Below are 20,875 nucleotides of genomic sequence, written 5' to 3'. Positions count from 1 at the left end.
ATTACGTAGAGGATTCAAGATGGCTACTGGAAAGATTATCCAGGTAATCGGCGCCGTGGTGGACGTCGAGTTCCCTCAGGATGCCGTACCAAACGTGTACGACGCCCTTGAGGTAGAAAACGGTAATGAAAAACTGGTGCTGGAAGTTCAGCAACAGTTGGGCGGCGGCGTTGTGCGCTGTATCGCCATGGGGACTTCCGATGGTCTGCGTCGCGGTCTGAAAGTGACCGATCTGCAGCACCCGATCGAAGTTCCGGTTGGTAAGGCTACGCTGGGTCGTATCATGAACGTGTTGGGGCAACCCATCGACATGAAGGGCGACATCGGCGAAGAAGAGAGCTGGGCGATTCACCGCGCGGCGCCAACCTACGAAGAGTTGTCCAACTCCCAGGAACTGCTGGAAACCGGTATCAAGGTGATGGACCTGATTTGTCCGTTCGCGAAGGGCGGTAAAGTTGGTCTGTTCGGCGGTGCGGGTGTGGGTAAAACCGTAAACATGATGGAGCTGATCCGTAACATCGCGATCGAACACTCCGGTTACTCCGTGTTTGCGGGCGTGGGCGAACGTACTCGTGAAGGTAACGACTTCTATCACGAAATGACCGAATCCAACGTACTGGACAAGGTTTCCCTGGTGTATGGTCAGATGAACGAGCCACCGGGTAACCGTCTGCGCGTTGCGCTGACCGGCTTGACCATTGCGGAAAAATTCCGTGATGAAGGCCGCGACGTACTACTGTTTATCGATAACATCTACCGTTATACCCTGGCCGGTACGGAAGTATCCGCACTGTTGGGCCGTATGCCTTCTGCGGTAGGTTATCAGCCAACGCTGGCGGAAGAGATGGGCGTTCTGCAGGAACGTATCACCTCCACCAAGACCGGTTCCATCACCTCCGTACAGGCCGTTTACGTGCCCGCGGATGACTTGACTGACCCGTCGCCAGCCACCACCTTTGCGCACTTGGATGCTACCGTGGTACTGAGCCGTAACATCGCGTCCCTGGGGATCTACCCGGCCGTTGACCCGCTGGATTCCACCAGCCGTCAATTGGATCCGCTGGTGGTTGGCCAGGAACACTACGACGTTGCGCGTGGCGTGCAGTCTATTCTGCAACGCTATCAGGAGCTGAAGGACATTATCGCCATTCTGGGTATGGACGAGCTGTCGGAAGACGACAAGCTGGTGGTATCCCGTGCGCGTAAAATCCAGCGCTTCCTGTCCCAGCCGTTCTTCGTGGCAGAAGTTTTCACCGGCTCTCCAGGCAAGTTCGTATCGCTGAAAGACACCATTCGTGGCTTTAAAGGCATTATGGACGGTGACTACGATCACCTGCCGGAGCAGGCGTTCTACATGGTTGGCACCATTGAAGAAGCAGTGGAAAAAGCCAAGAAACTGTAACGCCTTGAGAGGAGGGTGATATGGCTATGACTTACCATCTGGATGTCGTCAGTGCGGAAAAACAGCTATTTTCCGGCCTGGTGCAAAAGATCCAGGTGACAGGCAGCGAAGGCGAACTGGGTATTTATCCGGGGCATGCGCCGCTGCTGACTGCCATCAAGCCTGGCATGGTGCGTATAGTTAAACAGCATGGTGAAGAAGAGTTCATCTATCTGTCTGGCGGTATCCTTGAGGTACAGCCGAACGCTGTGACCGTGCTGTCCGACACCGCCATCCGTGGGGAGGATCTCGACGAAGCGAGAGCGCTGGAAGCGAAGCGCCGAGCTGAAGAGCACATCCGCACCTCTCATGGCGATGTCGACTATGCTCAGGCATCCGCTGAACTGGCGAAGGCGATCGCAAAACTGCGCGTTATCGAGCTCACCAAAAAAGCGATGTAACAGTCGGGCGCTGCGTGCAGTGTCTGAAATTAAGAAAGCGGCCCCTGTGGTCGCTTTTTTTTTTATTTAAAATAAGTGTATTGGCGCGTGGGAAATTCGCGTTTATCCCCGATAAAACGGGTGAGAAAATTTGCCATCGTGCGCGGGTTTTTCTGTGTTTTCGCCGAATAGGCCAGCACGCTGGCGCCTAGAGCCATGCGGTTTGCGCCGGCTTCGCGCCGAGAAATATGTAGTATTTTTATCTTTAAACGGTTTTACTTTCGTTTATCAAAATGGAGTTAACAGATTGCTTATGTCGAACAGCGCAATGAGTGTGGTGATCCTTGCCGCGGGCAAGGGGACACGCATGTATTCCGATCTCCCTAAAGTGTTGCACCCACTGGCGGGCAAGCCAATGGTTCAGCATGTCATTGATGCCGCGATGAAACTCGGTGCGAATAACCTCCATCTGGTTTATGGGCATGGCGGCGATCTGCTGAAAAGCACGCTGCAGGACGGGGCGCTGAACTGGGTTCTACAAGCAGAGCAACTGGGGACGGGCCATGCGATGCAGCAGGCGGCGCCGCATTTTGCCGATGATGAAGACGTGTTGATGCTGTACGGTGACGTGCCGTTGATTTCAGTGGATACGCTTACGCGCCTGCTGGCGGCCAAGCCGCAGGGCGGCATCGGTCTGCTGACGGTAAAACTGGACGATCCAAACGGCTATGGCCGTATTGTGCGTGAAGGCGGTGAGGTGGTGGGGATCGTTGAGCATAAAGACGCCAGCGATGAGCAGCGTCGCATCAACGAAATCAACACCGGCATTCTGGTGGCCAATGGCCGCGATCTCAAGCGCTGGCTGGGACAATTGACCAACGATAACGCCCAGGGCGAATACTACATTACCGATATCATCGCGCTGGCTCATCACGAAGGCCGGAAAATTGAAGCGGTGCACCCTTCACGCTTGAGTGAAGTTGAAGGGGTGAATAATCGCCAGCAGTTGGCCCGCCTGGAGCGCGCCTACCAGTCGGAACAGTCTGAAAAGTTGCTGCTGGCGGGGGTGACGCTGCTTGATCCCGCGCGTTTTGATTTACGCGGTGAGCTGGATCATGGTCGTGATGTGTCTATTGATGCCAATGTGATTATTGAAGGCCAGGTTCAGTTGGGCAACCGGGTGAAAATCGGCGCCGGCTGCGTGTTGAAAAACTGCGTGATCGGCGACGATTGTGAAATCAGCCCATACAGCGTGCTGGAAGACGCGGTGCTGGCAGCGGAATGCACCGTCGGGCCGTTTGCTCGCCTGCGCCCAGGCGCAGAGCTGGGCCAGGGCGCCCACGTCGGCAACTTCGTGGAAATGAAAAAGGCCCGCCTGGGCAAGGGTTCCAAAGCCGGCCATCTGACCTATCTGGGGGATGCGGAGATTGGCGCGGATGTGAATATTGGTGCCGGGACCATCACCTGTAACTACGATGGCGCCAACAAGCACAAAACCATTATTGGCGATAATGTGTTTGTTGGGTCTGACACGCAGCTGGTGGCGCCTGTCGCCGTTGCGGACGGAGCCACCATCGGCGCCGGTACCACGGTCACCCGCAATATCGGCGCGGGTGAGCTGGTTATCAGCCGGGTCAAGCAGGTGCATATCCCCGGCTGGCAACGCCCGGTGAAGAAAAAGTAGTTTTCCCTCACCCTAACCCTCTCCCAGCGGGAGAGGGGACGTACAGGGAAAGCTGTAGCAAAAGCGTCTGTTTTTGCATAGCTTTCTCTCTACGAGACAGCATGCTGATGTTTAGCTCGAGAGGCTCCCTCTCCCACAGGGAGAGGGAATGTACGAGGGAAGCTGTAGCAAAAGCGTCTGTTTTTGCATTGCTTTCTCTCTACAAGGCAGCATGCTGATGTTTGGCACGAGAGGCTCCCTCTCCCTGTGGGAGAGGGCTGGGGTGAGGGGCCGGCCCCATCACTGTTTTGCCCTGCGTTTTGGCGCAAAGCGCAGGGCAAAACATAATAACCCCACCATCTACAGGGCTCGGGGATGCACGGTAAAGCCGGCAAAAAATCAGGTCAGGACATCGAAAGCGCCCTGAAAGGCGTTTAATTAGGAATACAGCTGATGTGTGGAATTGTAGGCGCAGTAGCGCAACGTGATATAGCAGAAATCTTGTTAGAAGGTTTACGCCGCCTGGAATATCGTGGTTACGACTCTGCCGGTCTGGCAGTGGTTGATAACGAAGGCCACCTTAACCGCTTACGCCGGGTTGGTAAGGTGCATAAGCTGGCTGAAGCCGCGGAGCAACACCCGCTGCACGGCGGCACCGGCATAGCCCATACCCGTTGGGCAACGCACGGCGAACCGACAGAAGCCAACGCTCACCCTCATATCTCCGATCATATTGTGGTGGTGCATAACGGCATCATCGAAAACTACGAGCCGCTGCGTGAAAAGCTGATCGGCCGCGGGTACCGTTTTGCGTCTGAAACCGACACCGAGGTTATCGCCCATTTGGTACACTGGGAGCAACAGCACGGCGGCACATTGCTGGAAGTAGTGCAGCGTACGATCGCTCAACTGCGTGGCGCCTATGGCACCGTGGTGATGGATAGCCGCGATCCCAATGTGCTGGTGGCCGCACGCTCCGGCAGCCCGCTGGTGATTGGCCGCGGCGTGGGTGAAAACTTTATTGCTTCCGACCAGCTGGCGCTGCTGCCGGTTACCCGCCGCTTTATCTTCCTGGAAGAGGGCGATCTGGCTGAAGTGACCCGCCGCACGGTTAAAATCCTGGATAAACAGGGTAACCCTGTCGAACGCCCGGAAATTGAATCCAAAGTGCAGTACGACGCCGGTGATAAAGGCGCCTATCGCCATTATATGCAGAAAGAAATTTTCGAGCAGCCGATGGCGCTGAAAAACACCCTGGAAGGCCGTTTTAGCCATGGGCAGATTGATCTGAGCGAATTGGGCCCGCATGCCGATACCTTGCTGGCGAAGGTTCAGCATGTGCAGATCGTCGCCTGCGGCACGTCTTACCATTCGGCAATGGTAGCGCGTTACTGGTTCGAATCGCTGGCGGGCATCCCTTGTGATGTCGAAATCGCTTCCGAATTCCGCTACCGCAAATCCGCCGTGCGCCCTGGCAGCCTGATTATCACGCTGTCGCAGTCCGGTGAAACCGCCGATACATTGGCGGCGCTGCGCCTGGCTAAAGAGCTGGGTTATCTTGGATCTTTGGCGATTTGCAACGTAGCCAGCTCTTCGCTGGTGCGCGAGTCCGATCTGGCGCTGATGACCAAGGCGGGCACGGAAATCGGCGTGGCCTCCACCAAAGCCTTTACCACCCAATTGACGGTGCTATTGATGCTGGTGGCGCGCCTGGGACGGCTGAACGGCATGGAAGAACGCGTTGAGCATGAGATTGTGCACGGCCTGCAGGCGTTGCCGGCGCGCATTGAGCAAATGCTGTCGCTGGAAAAACGCATTGAAGCGCTGGCGGAAGGTTTTTCCGACAAGCACCATGCGCTATTCCTTGGCCGCGGCGATCAGTACCCCATCGCGATGGAAGGGGCGCTGAAGCTGAAAGAGATCTCCTATATCCATGCAGAAGCTTACGCGGCCGGTGAGCTTAAGCACGGCCCGCTGGCGCTGATTGACGCCGATATGCCGGTGATCGTGGTGGCGCCAAACAACGAACTGCTGGAAAAATTGAAATCCAACATCGAAGAGGTGCGCGCGCGCGGCGGCCAGCTTTATGTCTTTGCCGATCAAGATGCTGGCTTCGTCAGCAGCGAGGGGATGACCATCGTTCCATTGCCGCACGTTGAAGATATCGTCGCTCCGATCTTCTACACCGTGCCGTTGCAGTTGCTGTCATATTATGTGGCGTTGATCAAAGGCACGGATGTCGACCAGCCGCGTAACCTGGCCAAGTCGGTTACCGTGGAATAACAGCGGCAGGTAGGTAAAATAGTCTCATGCCCGCGCTCATGCGGGCATTTTTCTGCCTTGCCAGCCCGCTTTTGGGCGGTTTAAATATGACAAGATGATGACTTTCCTGAGTAAAAAAGGGGCTATTTCCCGGCGAGAAAGCGATTAAATCCCCGCCGCGTTGGCATCGGTAATTATTTAATTTATTGATATTTATATACTTGTTCATTTTTTGATGCCGCTGTCACATAACTGTCATATTTCCTACATTTTACTGTCACTGAATTGTCCTATTTTCCCTCCTGCAGCAATACTTACTCTGATTAAAACGATCTCGGATCGATTTAAATATCCCATTAGGAGGGATTATGAAACTGATGCGTACCACCGTCGCCAGTATTGTGGCCGCGACTTTTTCTCTGGCCTCTGTTTCCGCATTCGCTGCCGCAAGCCTGACCGGTGCAGGTGCGACATTCCCCGCGCCGGTGTATGCCAAGTGGGCAGATTCTTATCAGAAAGAAACCGGTAACAAAATCAACTATCAGGGGATTGGCTCCTCTGGCGGTGTAAAGCAGATTCTTGCCAACACCGTTGATTTTGGTGCCTCTGATGCGCCGCTGGCTGATGATAAGCTGGCGGCCGATGGCCTGTTCCAGTTCCCGACCGTTATTGGCGGCGTCGTGCTGGCGGTGAATATCCCAGGCATCAAATCCGGCGAACTGACGCTGGATGGCAAAACGCTGGGCGATATCTACCTGGGCAACATTAAAAAGTGGAACGATCCGGCGCTGGTTAAGCTGAACCCGGGCGTGAAACTACCGGATCAGAACATTGCCGTTGTTCGCCGCGCTGACGGTTCCGGTACCTCCTTCGTGTTCACCAGCTATCTGGCTAAAGTGAACGCGCAGTGGAAAGAAAAAATCGGTGCAGGCTCCACCGTTAACTGGCCAACCGGCCTGGGCGGTAAAGGCAATGACGGCATCGCCGCCTTCGTTCAGCGCCTGCCGGGTTCTATCGGCTACGTTGAATACGCCTATGCAAAACAGAACAACCTGGCTTATACCAAGCTGATTTCTGCCGACGGTAAAGCGGTTAGCCCAACGGAAAACTCCTTCAGCGCCGCGGCGAAAGGCGTGGACTGGAGCAAATCTTTTGCGCAGGACCTGACCAACCAACCTGGCGACGACGCTTGGCCAATCACCTCCACCACCTTCATCCTGATCCACAAGGAACAGAAGAAACCTGAACAGGGCGCTGAAGTGCTGAAGTTCTTCGACTGGGCCTACAAGTCCGGCGGCGAACAGGCGAATGCGCTGGATTACGCTACACTGCCGAATGAAGTTGTTGAGCAGGTACGTGCCGCATGGAAGACCAATATTAAAGACAGTTCAGGTAAAGCTCTGTACTAAGTAAAGGGCGGCGCATCCTCTGCGATAAAAAGGCCCCGGCGTCAGCCGGGCCTGTCTGGTAATAAACTGAGAGTAATTTATGGCTGGGTATAAGCCGACCATCAAACCACCAGGTAAAAATGGTGATGTTATTTTCAGCGTGCTGGTACGGCTGGCAGCGCTGATAACTCTATTGCTGCTGGGCGGCATTATCGTCTCACTGATCTTTGCCTCCTGGCCGAGCATTCAAAAATTCGGCTTCGCCTTTTTGTGGACCAAAGAGTGGGATGCGCCTGCCGAACAGTTCGGTGCGCTGGTGCCGATCTACGGCACGCTGGTGACCTCGTTGATCGCCCTGATCATTGCGGTGCCGGTGAGCTTCGGTATCGCGCTGTTTCTGACTGAGCTGGCGCCAAACTGGCTGCGGCGCCCGCTCGGCGTTGCCATTGAACTGCTGGCCGCGATACCGAGCATCGTCTACGGTATGTGGGGCCTGTTCGTGTTTGCGCCGCTGTTCGCTCAATACTTCCAAACGCCGGTGGGCGACGTGCTCTCCGGCATTCCGTTCGTCGGCGCGCTGTTTGCCGGCCCGGCTTTTGGTATCGGTATCCTGGCCGCCGGGGTGATCCTGGCCATCATGATCATTCCGTACATTGCGGCGGTCATGCGCGACGTGTTTGAACAAACGCCGGTGATGATGAAGGAATCGGCTTACGGCATCGGCTGCACCACCTGGGAGGTGATGTGGCGCATCGTGCTGCCGTTCACCAAAAACGGTGTGATCGGCGGCATTATGCTGGGCCTGGGGCGCGCGTTGGGGGAAACCATGGCGGTGACCTTCATTATCGGCAACACCTACCAGCTCGACAGCATTTCGCTGTACATGCCGGGTAACAGCATCACCTCGGCGTTGGCCAACGAATTCGCCGAAGCGGAATCCGGGCTGCACACCGCAGCGTTGATGGAACTGGGGCTGATTCTGTTTGTTATCACCTTTATTGTGCTCGCGCTGTCTAAGCTGATGATTATGCGCCTGGCTAAGAATGAGGGCCGCTAAGATGGCGACAATGGATATGCAAAACGAAGTCGCGCTGGCGGAAACGCGCCGCAAGATGCAGGTCTGGCGCCGCCAGAAAAACCGTATTGCGCTGACGCTGTCTATGGCGACGATGGCCTTCGGCCTGTTCTGGCTGGTGTGGATCCTGATTTCTACCGTCACCAAAGGGATTGACGGTATGTCGCTGGCGCTGTTCACCGAAATGACGCCACCGCCAAACACCGCCGGTGGCGGGCTGGCTAACGCCATCGCCGGTAGCGGCCTGCTGATCCTGTGGGCCACCATCTTTGGTACGCCGCTGGGTATTATGGCCGGTATCTATCTGGCGGAATACGGGCGCAAGTCATGGCTGGCGGAGATTATCCGCTTTATCAACGACATTCTGCTGTCGGCGCCATCGATCGTCGTTGGCCTGTTCGTCTACACCATCGTTGTCGCCAAGATGGAGCACTTCTCCGGCTGGGCGGGGATCATTGCATTGGCGCTGTTGCAGGTGCCGATCGTGATTCGCACCACGGAAAACATGCTCAAATTGGTGCCGGACACGCTGCGTGAAGCCGCCTATGCATTGGGTACGCCGAAATGGCGCATGATTTCCGCCATCACGCTGAAGGCATCGGTTTCCGGCATTATCACCGGTGTGCTGCTGGCCATTGCGCGTATTGCCGGCGAAACCGCCCCGCTGTTGTTCACCTCGCTGTCGAACCAGTTCTGGAGCACCGATCTTATGCAGCCGATCGCCAACCTGCCGGTGACCATCTTCAAATTCGCCATGAGCCCGTTTGCCGAGTGGCAACAGTTGGCCTGGGCTGGCGTGCTGCTGATAACCCTGTGCGTGCTGCTACTGAACATCCTGGCGCGTGTGATTTTTGCCAAGAAAAAGCAATCATAAATAATTTAGCGCTGCTCGCTGCGGCGCTGTGCATAGAGAGAAGTCTTGATGAGTATGGTGACTGACGCTTCCAGCAGCAAAATTCAGGTACGCGATCTGAACTTTTACTATGGTAAATTCCACGCGTTGAAAAACATCACGCTGGATATCGCCAAGAACAAGGTAACCGCATTTATCGGCCCTTCCGGCTGCGGAAAATCCACCTTGCTGCGCACCTTTAACAAAATGTACCAGCTGTATCCGGAACAGCGTGCTGAAGGCGGCATTCTGCTTGATGGCCAGAACATCCTGACGGATAACCAGGACATCGCGCTGTTGCGCGCCAAAGTGGGCATGGTGTTCCAAAAGCCCACGCCGTTCCCGATGTCGATTTACGACAACATCGCCTTTGGCGTGCGGTTGTTTGAAAAGCTGTCGCGCGCCGATATGGATGAGCGCGTGCAGTGGGCGCTGTCTAAGGCCGCATTGTGGAATGAAACCAAGGACAAATTGCACCAAAGCGGCTATAGCCTGTCTGGGGGCCAGCAGCAGCGCCTGTGTATTGCCCGTGGTATCGCCATCCGCCCTGAAGTGCTGCTGCTGGATGAGCCGTGCTCGGCGCTGGATCCGATTTCCACCGGCAAAATTGAAGAGCTGATCAGCGAGCTGAAGTCTGATTACACTGTGGTGATCGTAACCCACAATATGCAACAGGCCGCACGCTGTTCTGATTCAACGGCATTCATGTATTTGGGCGAACTGATCGAGTTCAGTGACACCGACACCCTGTTTACTGCTCCGCAGAAAAAACAAACTGAAGACTACATCACCGGCCGTTACGGTTGATTACGGGAACGCACATGGAAAACCTGAATTTAAACAAACACATCTCCGGCCAGTTCAACGCAGAGCTTGAGCACATTCGTACCCAGGTGCTGACCATGGGCGGTCTTGTTGAGCAACAGTTGACGGACGCCATAACCGCGATGCACAACCAGGATGGTGAATTGGCAAAGCGCGTGATCGATGGGGATGCCAAGATCAACATGATGGAAGTGGCGATCGATGAGGCCTGTGTGCGCATTATCGCCAAACGCCAGCCAACCGCCAGCGATTTGCGTCTGGTGATGGCGATCATCAAGACCATTTCCGAGCTGGAGCGCATCGGCGACGTGGCGGATAAGATTTGCCGCACCGCGTTGGAGAAATTCTCCCATCAGCACCAGCCGCTGCTGGTGAGCCTGGAGTCGCTGGGCCGCCACACCGTGCAAATGCTGCACGGTGTGCTTGATGCCTTTGCGCGTATGGATCTTGATGAGGCGATTCGTATCTACCGCGAAGACCGCAAGGTCGATCAGGAATACGAAGGCATTGTGCGCCAGTTGATGACTTACATGATGGAAGATCCTCGCACTATTCCAAGCGTGCTGACGGCGCTGTTCTGCGCCCGTTCTATCGAGCGTATCGGAGATCGCTGCCAGAATATCTGCGAATTTATTTTCTATTTTGTGAAGGGGCAGGATTTCCGCCATATGGGCGGCGACGCGCTGGATCAACTGCTGGCTGCCGATGGCAAAACCCCGGAAGACGACGAAGAGTAATTCCTTTCCCCCAGGGGCCGGTTACGGCCCCTGAATAAAGCGTCCGCAACGGTAAATTGCCTATCTGATAACCGCTACCTGTTCGAAGGAACGTACCCGCCCCTTGTAACCCGCATTATTTTGAGATATTCCGTTATCCCGACGGGAATAGTTAATTAATCTTTGAATTCTGTCACAAAATAAACTTTTTTCCCCGCCAGAGAATGTTAATTCCTTACGAGAAAAATCCAATAATAAAGCGCATCTTGATAAAATTATGTGAGGCTCATCAATATTTATCGGCTATCTCGAGTTATTTATTCATTATTGCGATTTTTTATATAATTTTAGCCAGATGATCGTTTCTGTATGACCGCGCATAGTTTATTTCGTCGCTTAATCAACGCTGGATTATAGTCGTTGTTTGAGTTATTAATTATAATTACTAACGGAACGAAATTATGAGCCATTCCTTAGAACAGTCTACCCTTAATAAAATAACATGGCGAATTATACCCTATGTTATGTTGGTTTATTTTGTTGGTTTTTTTGATCGTATTAATATTGGCTTCGCGGCCTTAACCATGAACCAGGATTTAGGTTTTTCCGATGCCGTATTTGGCCTCGGTGCGGGGTTGTTTTTTCTCGGGTATTTTCTCACCGATATACCCTCCAATATTGTTTTGCAGAAAGTGGGGCCGCGCATCTGGCTAACGCGCATTTTACTCAGTTGGGCAGTGATTACCTCGCTGATGATCCATGTGGAAACGGCAAAAGGGTTTTATATCTTGCGCTTCCTGCTGGGCGTCGCCGAAGCCGGATCGTTCTCCGGCATTATTTTGTACCTCAGCACCTGGTTCCCGAGCAAACGTCGGGCCCAAATGATCGCGCTGTTCATGGCGGCCGCGCCGATTTCCGCGATGGTGGGGTCACCGCTGGCAGGCGCAATCCTCAGTATGCACGGCACCTTGGGCTTTAAGGGCTGGCAGTTGATGTTTCTGATTTGTACCGTTGCCGCGGGTGTTATGGGCATATTCACCTGGTTCTACGTAAACGATCGCCCAGAGAAAAACCGCTGGCTGACCGCCGACGAAACCCACTGGCTGGTAACAACGCTGGCGGCCGAAAAACAAAGCAAAAACGAAACCGTTAAAACCAGTATCTGGAAAGGGCTGACCGATATCCGGGTTTTGATGCTGGCGGTGGTCTATTTCGGCACGTCCGCCGGGCTGTACTCCCTCAATATCTGGTCGCCGCAGTTCATCAAATCCTTCGGTCTGAGCACCATGGAAATCGGCCTGATAAACGCGGTGCCCTCGGCCATGGCGGCCATTGCGATGGTGATGTGGGCCCGGCATTCAGACAGAACCAAAGAGCGAACCTGGCACGTGATCTGCGCATGTTTGCTGGCGTGTGTTGGTTTTGTGCTGGCCGGCTGGGCGCAGTCGTTACCGCTGGCGATCGCCGCGCTTATCATGGCCAATATGGGCATTTCGTCCTGTAAACCGCCGATCTGGAGTATTCCGTCGCTGTTCCTTAGCGGGCCTGCGGCGGCTGCCGGACTGGCCGCCATTAACTCTATCGGTAATCTTGGCGGTTTCGCCGGCCCGGCGTTGATTGGCTGGCTGAAAACCAACACCGGCAGCTTTGCGATCGCCCTGTATTGCGTGGCGGGTATGTTGGTTGTTTCTGCGCTGTTGACCCTGTCGATTGAAGTTCGCCGCCGAAGAAATGATGCCAAAAGCGCCGTTGCGCCATAGGCCGGGATCTGGTGAAAACAGGCTTGCACAAGCGCAGGGCGGCCGCTCTGCGCTTTAATACTGGCTGGCGATAGCGTTCAGTTCCTGCATCACGATATTCATCATATTATCCCGGGCGTCATCGCGGGTTTCTTTTATCCAAACCGCCGCAATCGGCAGTTGTTTACGGATGCTGTTGAGTTCGGGCGCTAAATCAATGCACTTCACCTTCAGTGCCGCCATGCGCCCGACCCAGCGCGGCATGACGGCGACCCCGACCTGGCTTGCCACCATATTGATAATCGTCTGTTTTTCATCTGCAATCTGGATAAGCTGCGGCTTAATACCGGAATGTTCAAACAGGCTCATGGTGAGATCGTAGCTGTGCGGGCGGACGCGGCGTTCCGGCACGATCAGTTGAACATCCGCCAGGTCTTGAATATGAATCACCTGCCGGCTGGCGAGCGGATGCCGATCGGAAACCACCAGCACGGCGCTTTCGTAAAACAGGATCTGTTGCTCCAGCGACGCGTCCACTTGCCCGTTCGGGCGCATAAAAAGCAGATCCAGCCGCCCAGTTTTGAGCTTGGGCAACAAGCGTGACGTTTTGTCTTCCATGACGTGCAGAATGATGTCGGGAAAGCGTTCGCGAAACAGCGGCAGAATATGCGGCACCAGATTAACCGCGGCGCTGTCGATGGCGCCGATACGCAACAGTTCGGCGTTGCGCCTCGCCATTTTCTGAAAGCGATGCTGTAAATCGTCGGCGTGGCGAATAATCTCGCGCGCTTCCTGCAGGAACATCGTGCCGTGCTGCGTCAGCGCGACATTGCGCGTGGAGCGGGTGAGCAGGCGCAGGCCGAGATCGTCTTCCAGCAGTTTAATGTAACGGCCGAGGGCAGAAGGCAGCATATCCAGTTTTTGCGCGGCATGGCCAAAATGCAATTCCTCCGCCACCGCAATGAAACAGCGAATCTGTTGTAGTTCCAGGTACGCCTCCCAAGATTATTTCATTTTTTTGCATAAATGGATGCGGATGATACTACGAAGTTTATATGCATAATGAAAGTTATCGAGCAACAATAATCGTCATCATTGTTTTGAACTGTGACCCGTAATAAATAAACGGCGGGGTATTAATCAGGGTGACGTTGGCGCTGTTCCCTATCCCTCAAATAATAAAAATCACAATACATACTATCGTTAAAAGGAGTCTTACCATGAGTCACTACAACATTGCGGCTATTCCTGCAGACGGCATTGGCACCGAGGTGATTGCCGCAGGCGTTAGCGTTCTGGAGTCATTGCAAAAGAAATTTGATAATTTGACCTTTTCTTTTGAGCATTTTGACTGGGGGTCTGATTATTACAAAAAAAACGGCGTGATGATGCCTACCGATGGTCTGGAAAAATTAAAAGCCTTCGATGCGATTTATTTTGGCGCGGTCGGCGCACCGGATGTGCCGGATCATATCACGCTGTGGGGGCTACGTTTGCCCATTTGCCAGGGATTTGATCAATACGCGAATGTCCGCCCCACCAAAATTTTACCCGGAATCCAGTCGCCTCTGCGCAACGTCGGGCCCGGCGATCTTGACTGGATCATCGTACGTGAAAATTCCGAAGGCGAATATTCCGGGCACGGCGGCCGCGCGCATAAAGGGCTGCCGGAAGAAGTCGGCACCGAAGTCGCGATTTTCACCCGTATTGGCGTGACCCGCATCATGCGTTATGCGTTCCGGCTTGCGCAGTCCCGCCCGCGCAAACTGCTAACCGTGGTGACAAAATCCAACGCCCAACGCCACGGCATGGTGATGTGGGATGAGATCGCCGCCGAAGTCGCCAAAGAGTTTCCAGATGTCACCTGGGACAAAATGCTGGTTGATGCAATGACCGTGCGCATGACGCTGCATCCGCAAACGCTGGATACCATCGTCGCGACGAATCTGCACGCCGATATCCTTTCCGATCTGGCCGGGGCGCTGGCGGGCAGCCTGGGCGTTGCGCCGACCGGCAATATCGATCCTGAGCGCCGTTTCCCGTCAATGTTTGAGCCTATTCACGGTTCCGCCTTCGATATCACCGGCAAAGGCATTGCCAACCCGATCGCAAGCTTTTGGACGGCGGCGCAAATGCTGGAACATTTAGGCGAGCCGGCCGCCGCCGCCGCGCTGATGCAGGCGGTTGCCCTGGTCAGCGCTCAGGGCATCATGACGCCAGATGTCGGCGGTAAAGCGACGACGGTTGAAGTGACGGATGCGCTGATCCGCGCAATCCTTGCAAATTAAAGGAGGCGGGATGAGCCAGCCGCGAGACGCAGAAATGCGCGCCATGTTACAGGAGATGTTCAGCGCGGCGATTCAGAGCGCGGCGCCGCAGGCGGCGTTGCTTTCCGCGTTGCCCGCTAAGCCGCAGGGGCGATGTATCGTCGTTGGCGCAGGGAAAGCCAGCGCGGCGATGGCGGCGGCGCTTGAAGCCGCCTGGCCGGATATAGCGATGAGCGGCGTGGTGGTAACTCGCTACGGCCACGCCGTGCCGACCCAAAAAATCCGCATCATTGAAGCGGCGCATCCGGTTTCCGATGCGATGAGTGAAATCGCTTCAATGCTTATTTTGGAAACGGTGAAAGACCTGACGGCTCAGGATTGCGTCATCGCGCTGATTTCCGGCGGCGGTTCCGCTTTGATGGCCTTGCCGCGCCAGGGCATTACGTTGGCGGATAAGCAAAACATCAACAAGGCCCTGTTACGCAGCGGCGCAACGATTGGCGAGATGAATGTCGTGCGTAAGCATCTTTCCGATATCAAAGGCGGGCGGCTGGCCCTGGCCGCCCTTCCGGCACGGGTTATCACGCTGATTATCAGCGATGTGCCGGGCGATAATCCGGAAGAGATCGCCTCCGGGCCAACGGTACCAGATTCCAGCCGCGCTGACGATGCGCGGGCGATTTTGAGCCGTTACAACATCGAGCTGCCGGCGAATGTGGCTCAGGTGCTGGCACAGCCGCGGGAGCCCGTTACGGCGGCGAATATCACACCGGATATACGGCTTATCGCATCGCCCTGCGAAGCGTTGCTGGCGGCGGCGAAAATGGCGGAACGTTTTCACTTTACGCCGTTAATCCTCGGGGATGCACTGGAAGGCGAAAGCGCGCAGTTGGGGATCGTGATGGCGGGTATTGCCCGCTCGGTGAAAAAACATGGTCTGCCGCTGAAGCCACCGCTAGCTCTTCTTTCCGGTGGTGAAACCACGGTGACAATGAGCGCAGGATGCACCGGGCGTGGCGGCAGAAACACCGAATTCTTGTTGGGGCTGGCGGCTGCGCTAAACGGGGAGGCTGGCGTATGGGCCATTGCCGGGGACAGCGACGGCATTGACGGGATGGAGGACGCTGCAGGCGCGATAGTCACCCCGGATACGCTTTCACGCGGGCGTGAACGGGCGCTCAATGCGCGCGATTATCTCGATGGGCACGACAGCTATTCTTACTTTGAATGGTTGGGCGATTTGATCAAAACCGGGCCGACGTTAACCAACGTGAACGATATTCGCATTATATTGATCGATCACCCCAAGAAGCAGGCAAAAACATAATCACCCGCCTGCAGGTGTTTACGTTTTCCCCTCAAACCTTGGCCTGGCATCCTTACCGGGGTTCGATATTTTTCTTTCAGAAATCGCTGTCGTTACCCCGGTTTTTAACGGCGAAATTGCCGCCTAATCGCGCCAGACGGCTTAGCCATATAAAATAAATGGTTATAATATAGTGTTTTATTTTATTTCATTTCCTGATCAAATAAGTGCTTGATAGTGTTGGGTCTAATCAGGACATCAATTTATCAGGAGCTTTACATGAAACAGCGCGTTTTAGCCTTAACCCTGCTTGCCGGTTTGGCCGGCTTTGCCGCCAGCGCCGCCCACGCGGATAAACTCGATGATATCAAGCAGGCTGGCGTGGTGCGTATCGCGGTATTCGACAGTAACCCGCCGTTTGGATACATCGATCCGCAGAGCAAAAAGCTGGTGGGTTACGATGTTGATATCGCCGAAGCTATCGGTAAAGCGTTGGGCGTGAAAGTGGAGCTGCGGGCAACGAACCCGGCCAACCGTATTCCGCTGTTGGTGTCCAAAAAGGTGGATTTGATCGCCGCCAACTTCACGATTACCGATGAGCGCGCCAAAGAAGTTAACTTCAGCATCCCTTATTTTGCCACCGGCCAAAAGTTTATTGCCCGTAAAGGCGTGTTGAAAACGCCTGACGATATCAAGAACCTGCGCATTGGCGCGGATAAAGGCACGGTGCAGGAAATCACCCTGCGCGAGCATTATCCAACGGCCAAAGTGATCTCCTATGATGATACCCCTCTGGCATTTGTGGCGCTGCGCAACGGCAACGTGCAGGCGATCACCCAGGACGATGCCAAGCTGGTTGGCTTGCTGGGCAATCTGACGGCGGCTCAGAAAGCCGATTTTGAAATTTCGCCGTTCAGCATCACCAAAGAATACCAGGGCGTCGGAATCCCGAAAGGCGAAGAACGCCTGACCGCAACAATTAACGACACGCTGATCGCGCTGGAAAAAGACGGCGAGGCGGTGAAAATTTACGATCGCTGGTTTGGCCCGGAAACCAAATCCGCGCAGCCACGCGGCGACTTCACGTTTGCCCCGCTGGATCAACAGCCCAAAGCCTGATTAATGGCGTTACCGATGCCTGACAACAGGGCGCAGCTTGCTGCGCCCTTGGCGCATTCTGCAACCTAAGGATTATTATGAATTGGCAACAACTCTCAGACTGGCTGCTGGCGCCGCAGTATCTGAGCTGGCTGTGGCAGGGCTTTCTGTTAACGCTGTGGCTTTCGGCATGGGCCGGGCTGGCAGCGACGCTGCTGGGTTTTATCCTGGCGGCGATGCGTGACAGCACCTTGGCGCCGCTGCGTGCTTTTGCGGTCGGCTACAGCTCGCTGTTTCGCAATACGCCGCTGCTGGTGCAGCTGTTTTTCTGGTATTTCGCCGCCGGGCAAATTCTGCCTGCCGGCGCGATGCAATGGCTGAATGAGCCGCATAACCTGGGCTGGTTTAGCTGGCCGTCGTTTGAGTTTCTGGCTGGGTTCTTTGGCCTGACGCTCTATTCCACCGCGTTTATCGCCGAAGAAATTCGCTCCGGCATTCGCGGCGTGGCGCGCGGCCAAAGGCAGGCGGCTAATGCGCTGGGCCTGACGGCCTGGCAGACCATGCGCTTTGTTATTTTGCCGCAGGCGCTGCACATTGCCTTCCCGCCGCTGCTGGGTCAGTACATGAACGTGATAAAAAACTCCTCGTTGACCATGGCGATTGGCGTGGCTGAGCTGTCTTACGCTTCGCGGCAGGTAGAGACGGAAACCCTGCGTACCTTCCAGGCCTTTGGCGTGGCCACGGTGCTGTATATCGCGATTATCGCGGTACTGGAGGGCTGGGGCATGTGGCGCCAGCAGCGCAAACCATTGGAGGGGCACTAAGATGGATTTTACCGTTATCCAGGAAAACTGGACCTATCTGCTATGGGGCACCTGGCCGGACGGGCCACTGGGCGGTGCGGCGCTGACGTTGGCGATCAGCCTGATGGCCGGCGTGGCTTCGGCGGTGCTTGGTACGTTACTTGGCGTGGCATTGGCGATGTCGCGCGGCATTTGGGCCGGGCTGTTGGCCGCGCTGCTGGGGTTTTTCCGCGCGATCCCGGTGATCATGCTGATTTTCTGGACCTACTTCCTGTTGCCGATGGTGTTCGGTTTCGATATTCCGGAGATCACCACCGTGGTGTGCGCCCTGGCGCTGATCGCCTCCGCCTATCTGGCGCATGCGGTTAAGGCCGGCATCGCCGCCATTGGCCGTGGGCAATGGCAGGCGGGGATGTCGCTTGGCCTGACCCAGTGGCAAACACTGCGTATGATTGTGCTGCCGCAGGCGTTGCGCATGATGGTGCCTTCCTTCATCAACCAGTGGATATCCTTGATCAAGGACACCTCACTGGCTTATATCGTCGGTGTTGGCGAACTGACCTTCTTGGCCACCCAGGTGAACAACCGCAGCATGGTCTATCCGATGGAAGTATTCCTGTTTGTGGCGCTGGTGTATTTCGTGTTCTGCCAGGTGTTGGAACTGTTGGCCAACGCGCTGAACCAGCGTTTTAGCCCACAAGGCAAATTACCGCGCCGCGGGCGGCGCTGGTGGCGCAACAAACTGCCCGCGCCGGCGCGTTAGCCATTCGTCAGCCGCCAGCCGCGCTGTTCCCACAATGCAGGCAACTGATCCAGGCGGTGGAAGGTGGTGACTAACGGGTGCGCGATCGGTTTATTGTGCGGATCGGCGCAGAAGTAAAACACCGGAATGCCGGCAGCGATGCCGGCCTGGGCTCCGGCCATTGAATCATCGATTAAAATACAGCGTTCTAGCGGCACCTGCATTTTCTCTGCCGCGTGGCGCACAATGGCCGGATCTGGCTTCCAGCGCTGGATATCGTAGCCGCTGAACAGCCGGTCATCGAAATAGGGCAGCAAGCCGGTCAGGCCCAGTGAATGCTGCATTTTGCTCACCGGGCCATTGGACACGGTGCAAACCGGCACGGCGATCTGCGCCAGCAGTTCGGCGGCGCCGGGGATGGGCTGCAATTGGCTATCGAACAGCCGTGCCAGCTCCTGGCGGTAAACCGGCTCCATCTGTGCGGTTGGTAATGCGATGCCCTGTTCGGCGCCCACACGTTCGATAATCTCGTACAGTTTCACCCCTTTGTACTTTTTAAACACCTCGTCCAGCGAAAGCGTAATGCCCTGCTGGGCAAACATATGTACATAGGCCATGCTGCACAGCACTTCGCTGTCGACCAACGTGCCGTCGCAATCAAACAGAATACATTCAACCGGGTTCATCTGGGGGTAGATCCTCATTTAGCGGCGATAGCGGTTACTTTACCGGCAGATGCCGGGAATGTGATGCTTTATTTGAATAATTAGCGCCGATCGCTAATTGCCGCCAGGGTGGCGCCCGCCGTGGATTTCCTATGCTTCAACCTGCACGGTGAGGATGAAAAAAAAGCGTGATGGCGGTCAAATCCTCAATTTTTTGTTATAGGATAGCCAACGGACTGTCCATCCCCTTCTGCGGAATTCTGATAATGAATAAATCTGTATCTGGCCTTGATGCCGAGCAAGGCTTACTTGGGCGTTTGTTTAAACTCAAGCAGCATGGAACTACGGTACGTACGGAAACGATTGCGGGTATCACTACCTTTTTAACCATGGTGTATATCGTCTTCGTTAACCCGCAAATTCTTGGTGCGGCGGGGATGGATACGCAGGCCGTATTCGTCACCACCTGCCTGATTGCGGCGTTTGGCAGCATCTTTATGGGGCTGTTGGCCAACTTGCCGGTGGCGCTGGCGCCAGCGATGGGGCTGAACGCCTTTTTCGCCTTTGTGGTTGCCGGGGCGATGGGCATTTCCTGGCAGGTGGGCATGGGGGCCATTTTCTGGGGCGCCATCGGCTTCCTGCTGTTGACCCTGTTCCGCATTCGTTACTGGATGATCGCCAATATCCCCGTTAGCCTGCGCGTGGGGATCACCAGCGGTATCGGCCTGTTTATCGGCATGATGGGGTTGAAAAACGCCGGCATCGTGGTGGCCAACCCGGAAACGCTGGTCACTATCGGTAACCTGTCTTCCCACAGCGTGTTGCTGGGGGCGTTAGGCTTCTTCATTATTGCTGTTTTGGCATCACGCAATATCCACGCGGCGGTGTTGGTTTCCATTATCGTCACTACGTTGATCGGTTGGGCGCTGGGCGATGTGAAATACGGCGGTGTGTTCTCAATGCCGCCAAGCGTCACCTCGGTGGTGGGCCAGGTGGATATTGCCGGCGCGCTGAACGTTGGGCTGGCGGGGGTGATTTTCTCCTTTATGCTGGTTAACCTGTTTGATTCTTCCGGTACCCTGATCGGCGTGACCGACAAAGCCGGGCTGGCGGATGAAAAAGGCAAATTCCCGCGCATGAAGCAGGCGCTGTACGTCGACAGCATCAGCTCGGTTGCCGGGGCGTTTATCGGCACCTCTTCGGTTACCGCATACATTGAAAGTTCTTCCGGCGTCTCGGTTGGCGGCCGTACTGGCCTGACGGCGGTCGTGACCGGTATCCTGTTCCTGCTGGTGATCTTCCTGTCGCCGCTGGCCGGTATGGTGCCGGCGTATGCCGCCGCCGGCGCGTTGATTTATGTTGGCGTGCTGATGACCTCTAGCCTGGCCCGCGTGAAGTGGGACGATCTGACTGAAGCCGTTCCGGCGTTTGTCACTGCGGTGATGATGCCATTTAGCTTCTCGATCACCGAAGGCATTGCGCTGGGCTTTATCTCTTACTGCGTGATGAAGCTGGGCACCGGCCGCTGGCGTGAAATCAGCCCCTGCGTAATCGTGGTGGCACTGCTGTTTGTGCTGAAAATCGTGTTTATCGACGGCCACTAGGCCAATGCA

The 20,875-nt window shown here is 55.4% G+C and carries 18 protein-coding genes; 16 read left to right on the top strand and 2 right to left on the bottom strand.

Translation table 11 applies throughout. The annotated features are described in order from the left end of the window. The first annotated feature begins 19 nt into the window (after positions 1-19). From atpD to AC559G_RS14250, 10 genes are all read left to right on the top strand, one after another. A complete protein-coding gene (atpD, locus tag AC559G_RS14295) occupies positions 20-1,402 on the top strand; it encodes a F0F1 ATP synthase subunit beta (RefSeq protein WP_279025875.1) in 1,383 nt (460 codons plus the stop codon). A 20-nt stretch (positions 1,403-1,422) separates the two neighbouring features. Then, positions 1,423-1,842 (top strand): F0F1 ATP synthase subunit epsilon, encoded by a 420-nt coding sequence (locus AC559G_RS14290; protein WP_095846508.1) that lies wholly within the window; start codon positions 1,423-1,425, stop codon positions 1,840-1,842. A 292-nt stretch (positions 1,843-2,134) separates the two neighbouring features. Then, positions 2,135-3,505, top strand: a complete 1,371-nt coding sequence (glmU, locus tag AC559G_RS14285; protein ID WP_498912952.1) for a bifunctional UDP-N-acetylglucosamine diphosphorylase/glucosamine-1-phosphate N-acetyltransferase GlmU — start codon at positions 2,135-2,137, stop codon at positions 3,503-3,505. A gap of 432 nt (positions 3,506-3,937) precedes the next feature. Beyond that, entirely contained in the window at positions 3,938-5,767 is a 1,830-nt protein-coding gene (gene glmS / locus AC559G_RS14280) for a glutamine--fructose-6-phosphate aminotransferase (protein ID WP_498912951.1), read from the top strand. Between the two features lie 347 nt (positions 5,768-6,114). Beyond that, the gene (gene pstS / locus AC559G_RS14275; protein WP_416261307.1) at positions 6,115-7,155 is read left to right on the top strand and encodes a phosphate ABC transporter substrate-binding protein PstS; all 1,041 of its coding nucleotides are present in this window, start codon (positions 6,115-6,117) and stop codon (positions 7,153-7,155) included. Positions 7,156-7,234: 79 nt separating this feature from the next. Further along, positions 7,235-8,191 carry a phosphate ABC transporter permease PstC gene (gene pstC / locus AC559G_RS14270; RefSeq protein ID WP_279025868.1) on the top strand — a complete coding sequence of 319 codons (957 nt, stop codon included), beginning with the start codon at positions 7,235-7,237 and terminating at the stop codon, positions 8,189-8,191. Position 8,192: 1 nt separating this feature from the next. Continuing rightward, positions 8,193-9,083: a phosphate ABC transporter permease PstA gene (gene pstA, locus AC559G_RS14265; protein WP_438597622.1), complete on the top strand. Its 891-nt coding sequence runs from the start codon at positions 8,193-8,195 to the stop codon at positions 9,081-9,083. 54 nt (positions 9,084-9,137) lie between these two features. Next, complete coding sequence (gene pstB, locus AC559G_RS14260; RefSeq protein ID WP_413541291.1) at positions 9,138-9,908, top strand: phosphate ABC transporter ATP-binding protein PstB; 771 nt, start codon at positions 9,138-9,140, stop codon at positions 9,906-9,908. Between the two features lie 14 nt (positions 9,909-9,922). Beyond that, the gene (gene phoU, locus AC559G_RS14255; protein ID WP_498912950.1) at positions 9,923-10,663 is read left to right on the top strand and encodes a phosphate uptake regulator PhoU; all 741 of its coding nucleotides are present in this window, start codon (positions 9,923-9,925) and stop codon (positions 10,661-10,663) included. A 440-nt stretch (positions 10,664-11,103) separates the two neighbouring features. Next, positions 11,104-12,402: an MFS transporter gene (locus AC559G_RS14250; RefSeq protein WP_498912949.1), complete on the top strand. Its 1,299-nt coding sequence runs from the start codon at positions 11,104-11,106 to the stop codon at positions 12,400-12,402. A 54-nt stretch (positions 12,403-12,456) separates the two neighbouring features. Here AC559G_RS14250 and AC559G_RS14245 read toward each other — a convergent pair whose 3' ends face one another. After that, the gene (locus AC559G_RS14245) at positions 12,457-13,356 is read right to left on the bottom strand and encodes a LysR substrate-binding domain-containing protein (protein WP_498912974.1); all 900 of its coding nucleotides are present in this window, start codon (positions 13,354-13,356) and stop codon (positions 12,457-12,459) included. A 245-nt stretch (positions 13,357-13,601) separates the two neighbouring features. On the opposite strand from AC559G_RS14245, the gene AC559G_RS14240 reads away from it, so the two are divergent. From AC559G_RS14240 to AC559G_RS14220, 5 genes are all read left to right on the top strand, one after another. Then, a complete protein-coding gene (locus tag AC559G_RS14240; RefSeq protein WP_498912948.1) occupies positions 13,602-14,669 on the top strand; it encodes an isocitrate/isopropylmalate dehydrogenase family protein in 1,068 nt (355 codons plus the stop codon). Positions 14,670-14,679: 10 nt separating this feature from the next. Further along, a complete protein-coding gene (locus AC559G_RS14235; protein WP_498912947.1) occupies positions 14,680-15,975 on the top strand; it encodes a glycerate kinase type-2 family protein in 1,296 nt (431 codons plus the stop codon). Positions 15,976-16,233: 258 nt separating this feature from the next. After that, entirely contained in the window at positions 16,234-17,073 is an 840-nt protein-coding gene (locus AC559G_RS14230; RefSeq protein ID WP_438597621.1) for an ABC transporter substrate-binding protein, read from the top strand. 77 nt (positions 17,074-17,150) lie between these two features. Continuing rightward, positions 17,151-17,876: an amino acid ABC transporter permease gene (locus tag AC559G_RS14225; protein ID WP_498912946.1), complete on the top strand. Its 726-nt coding sequence runs from the start codon at positions 17,151-17,153 to the stop codon at positions 17,874-17,876. 1 nt (position 17,877) lies between these two features. Beyond that, positions 17,878-18,618: an amino acid ABC transporter permease gene (locus tag AC559G_RS14220; RefSeq protein WP_498912945.1), complete on the top strand. Its 741-nt coding sequence runs from the start codon at positions 17,878-17,880 to the stop codon at positions 18,616-18,618. Here AC559G_RS14220 and yieH read toward each other — a convergent pair. Further along, a complete protein-coding gene (yieH, locus tag AC559G_RS14215; protein ID WP_498912944.1) occupies positions 18,615-19,283 on the bottom strand; it encodes a 6-phosphogluconate phosphatase in 669 nt (222 codons plus the stop codon). The two genes, AC559G_RS14220 and yieH, sit on opposite strands and share 4 nt — an antisense overlap. A 245-nt stretch (positions 19,284-19,528) precedes the next feature. On the opposite strand from yieH, the gene AC559G_RS14210 reads away from it, so the two are divergent. Continuing rightward, a complete protein-coding gene (locus AC559G_RS14210; RefSeq protein WP_498912943.1) occupies positions 19,529-20,866 on the top strand; it encodes an NCS2 family permease in 1,338 nt (445 codons plus the stop codon). Positions 20,867-20,875 lie beyond the last annotated feature (9 nt).

This window comes from Gibbsiella greigii (genome assembly GCF_039540155.1).
GTDB lineage: Bacteria > Pseudomonadota > Gammaproteobacteria > Enterobacterales > Enterobacteriaceae > Gibbsiella > Gibbsiella quercinecans.
The sequence above is the reverse complement of the archived record's forward strand: the minus strand, read 5'-3'. Positions and strand labels throughout refer to the sequence as shown.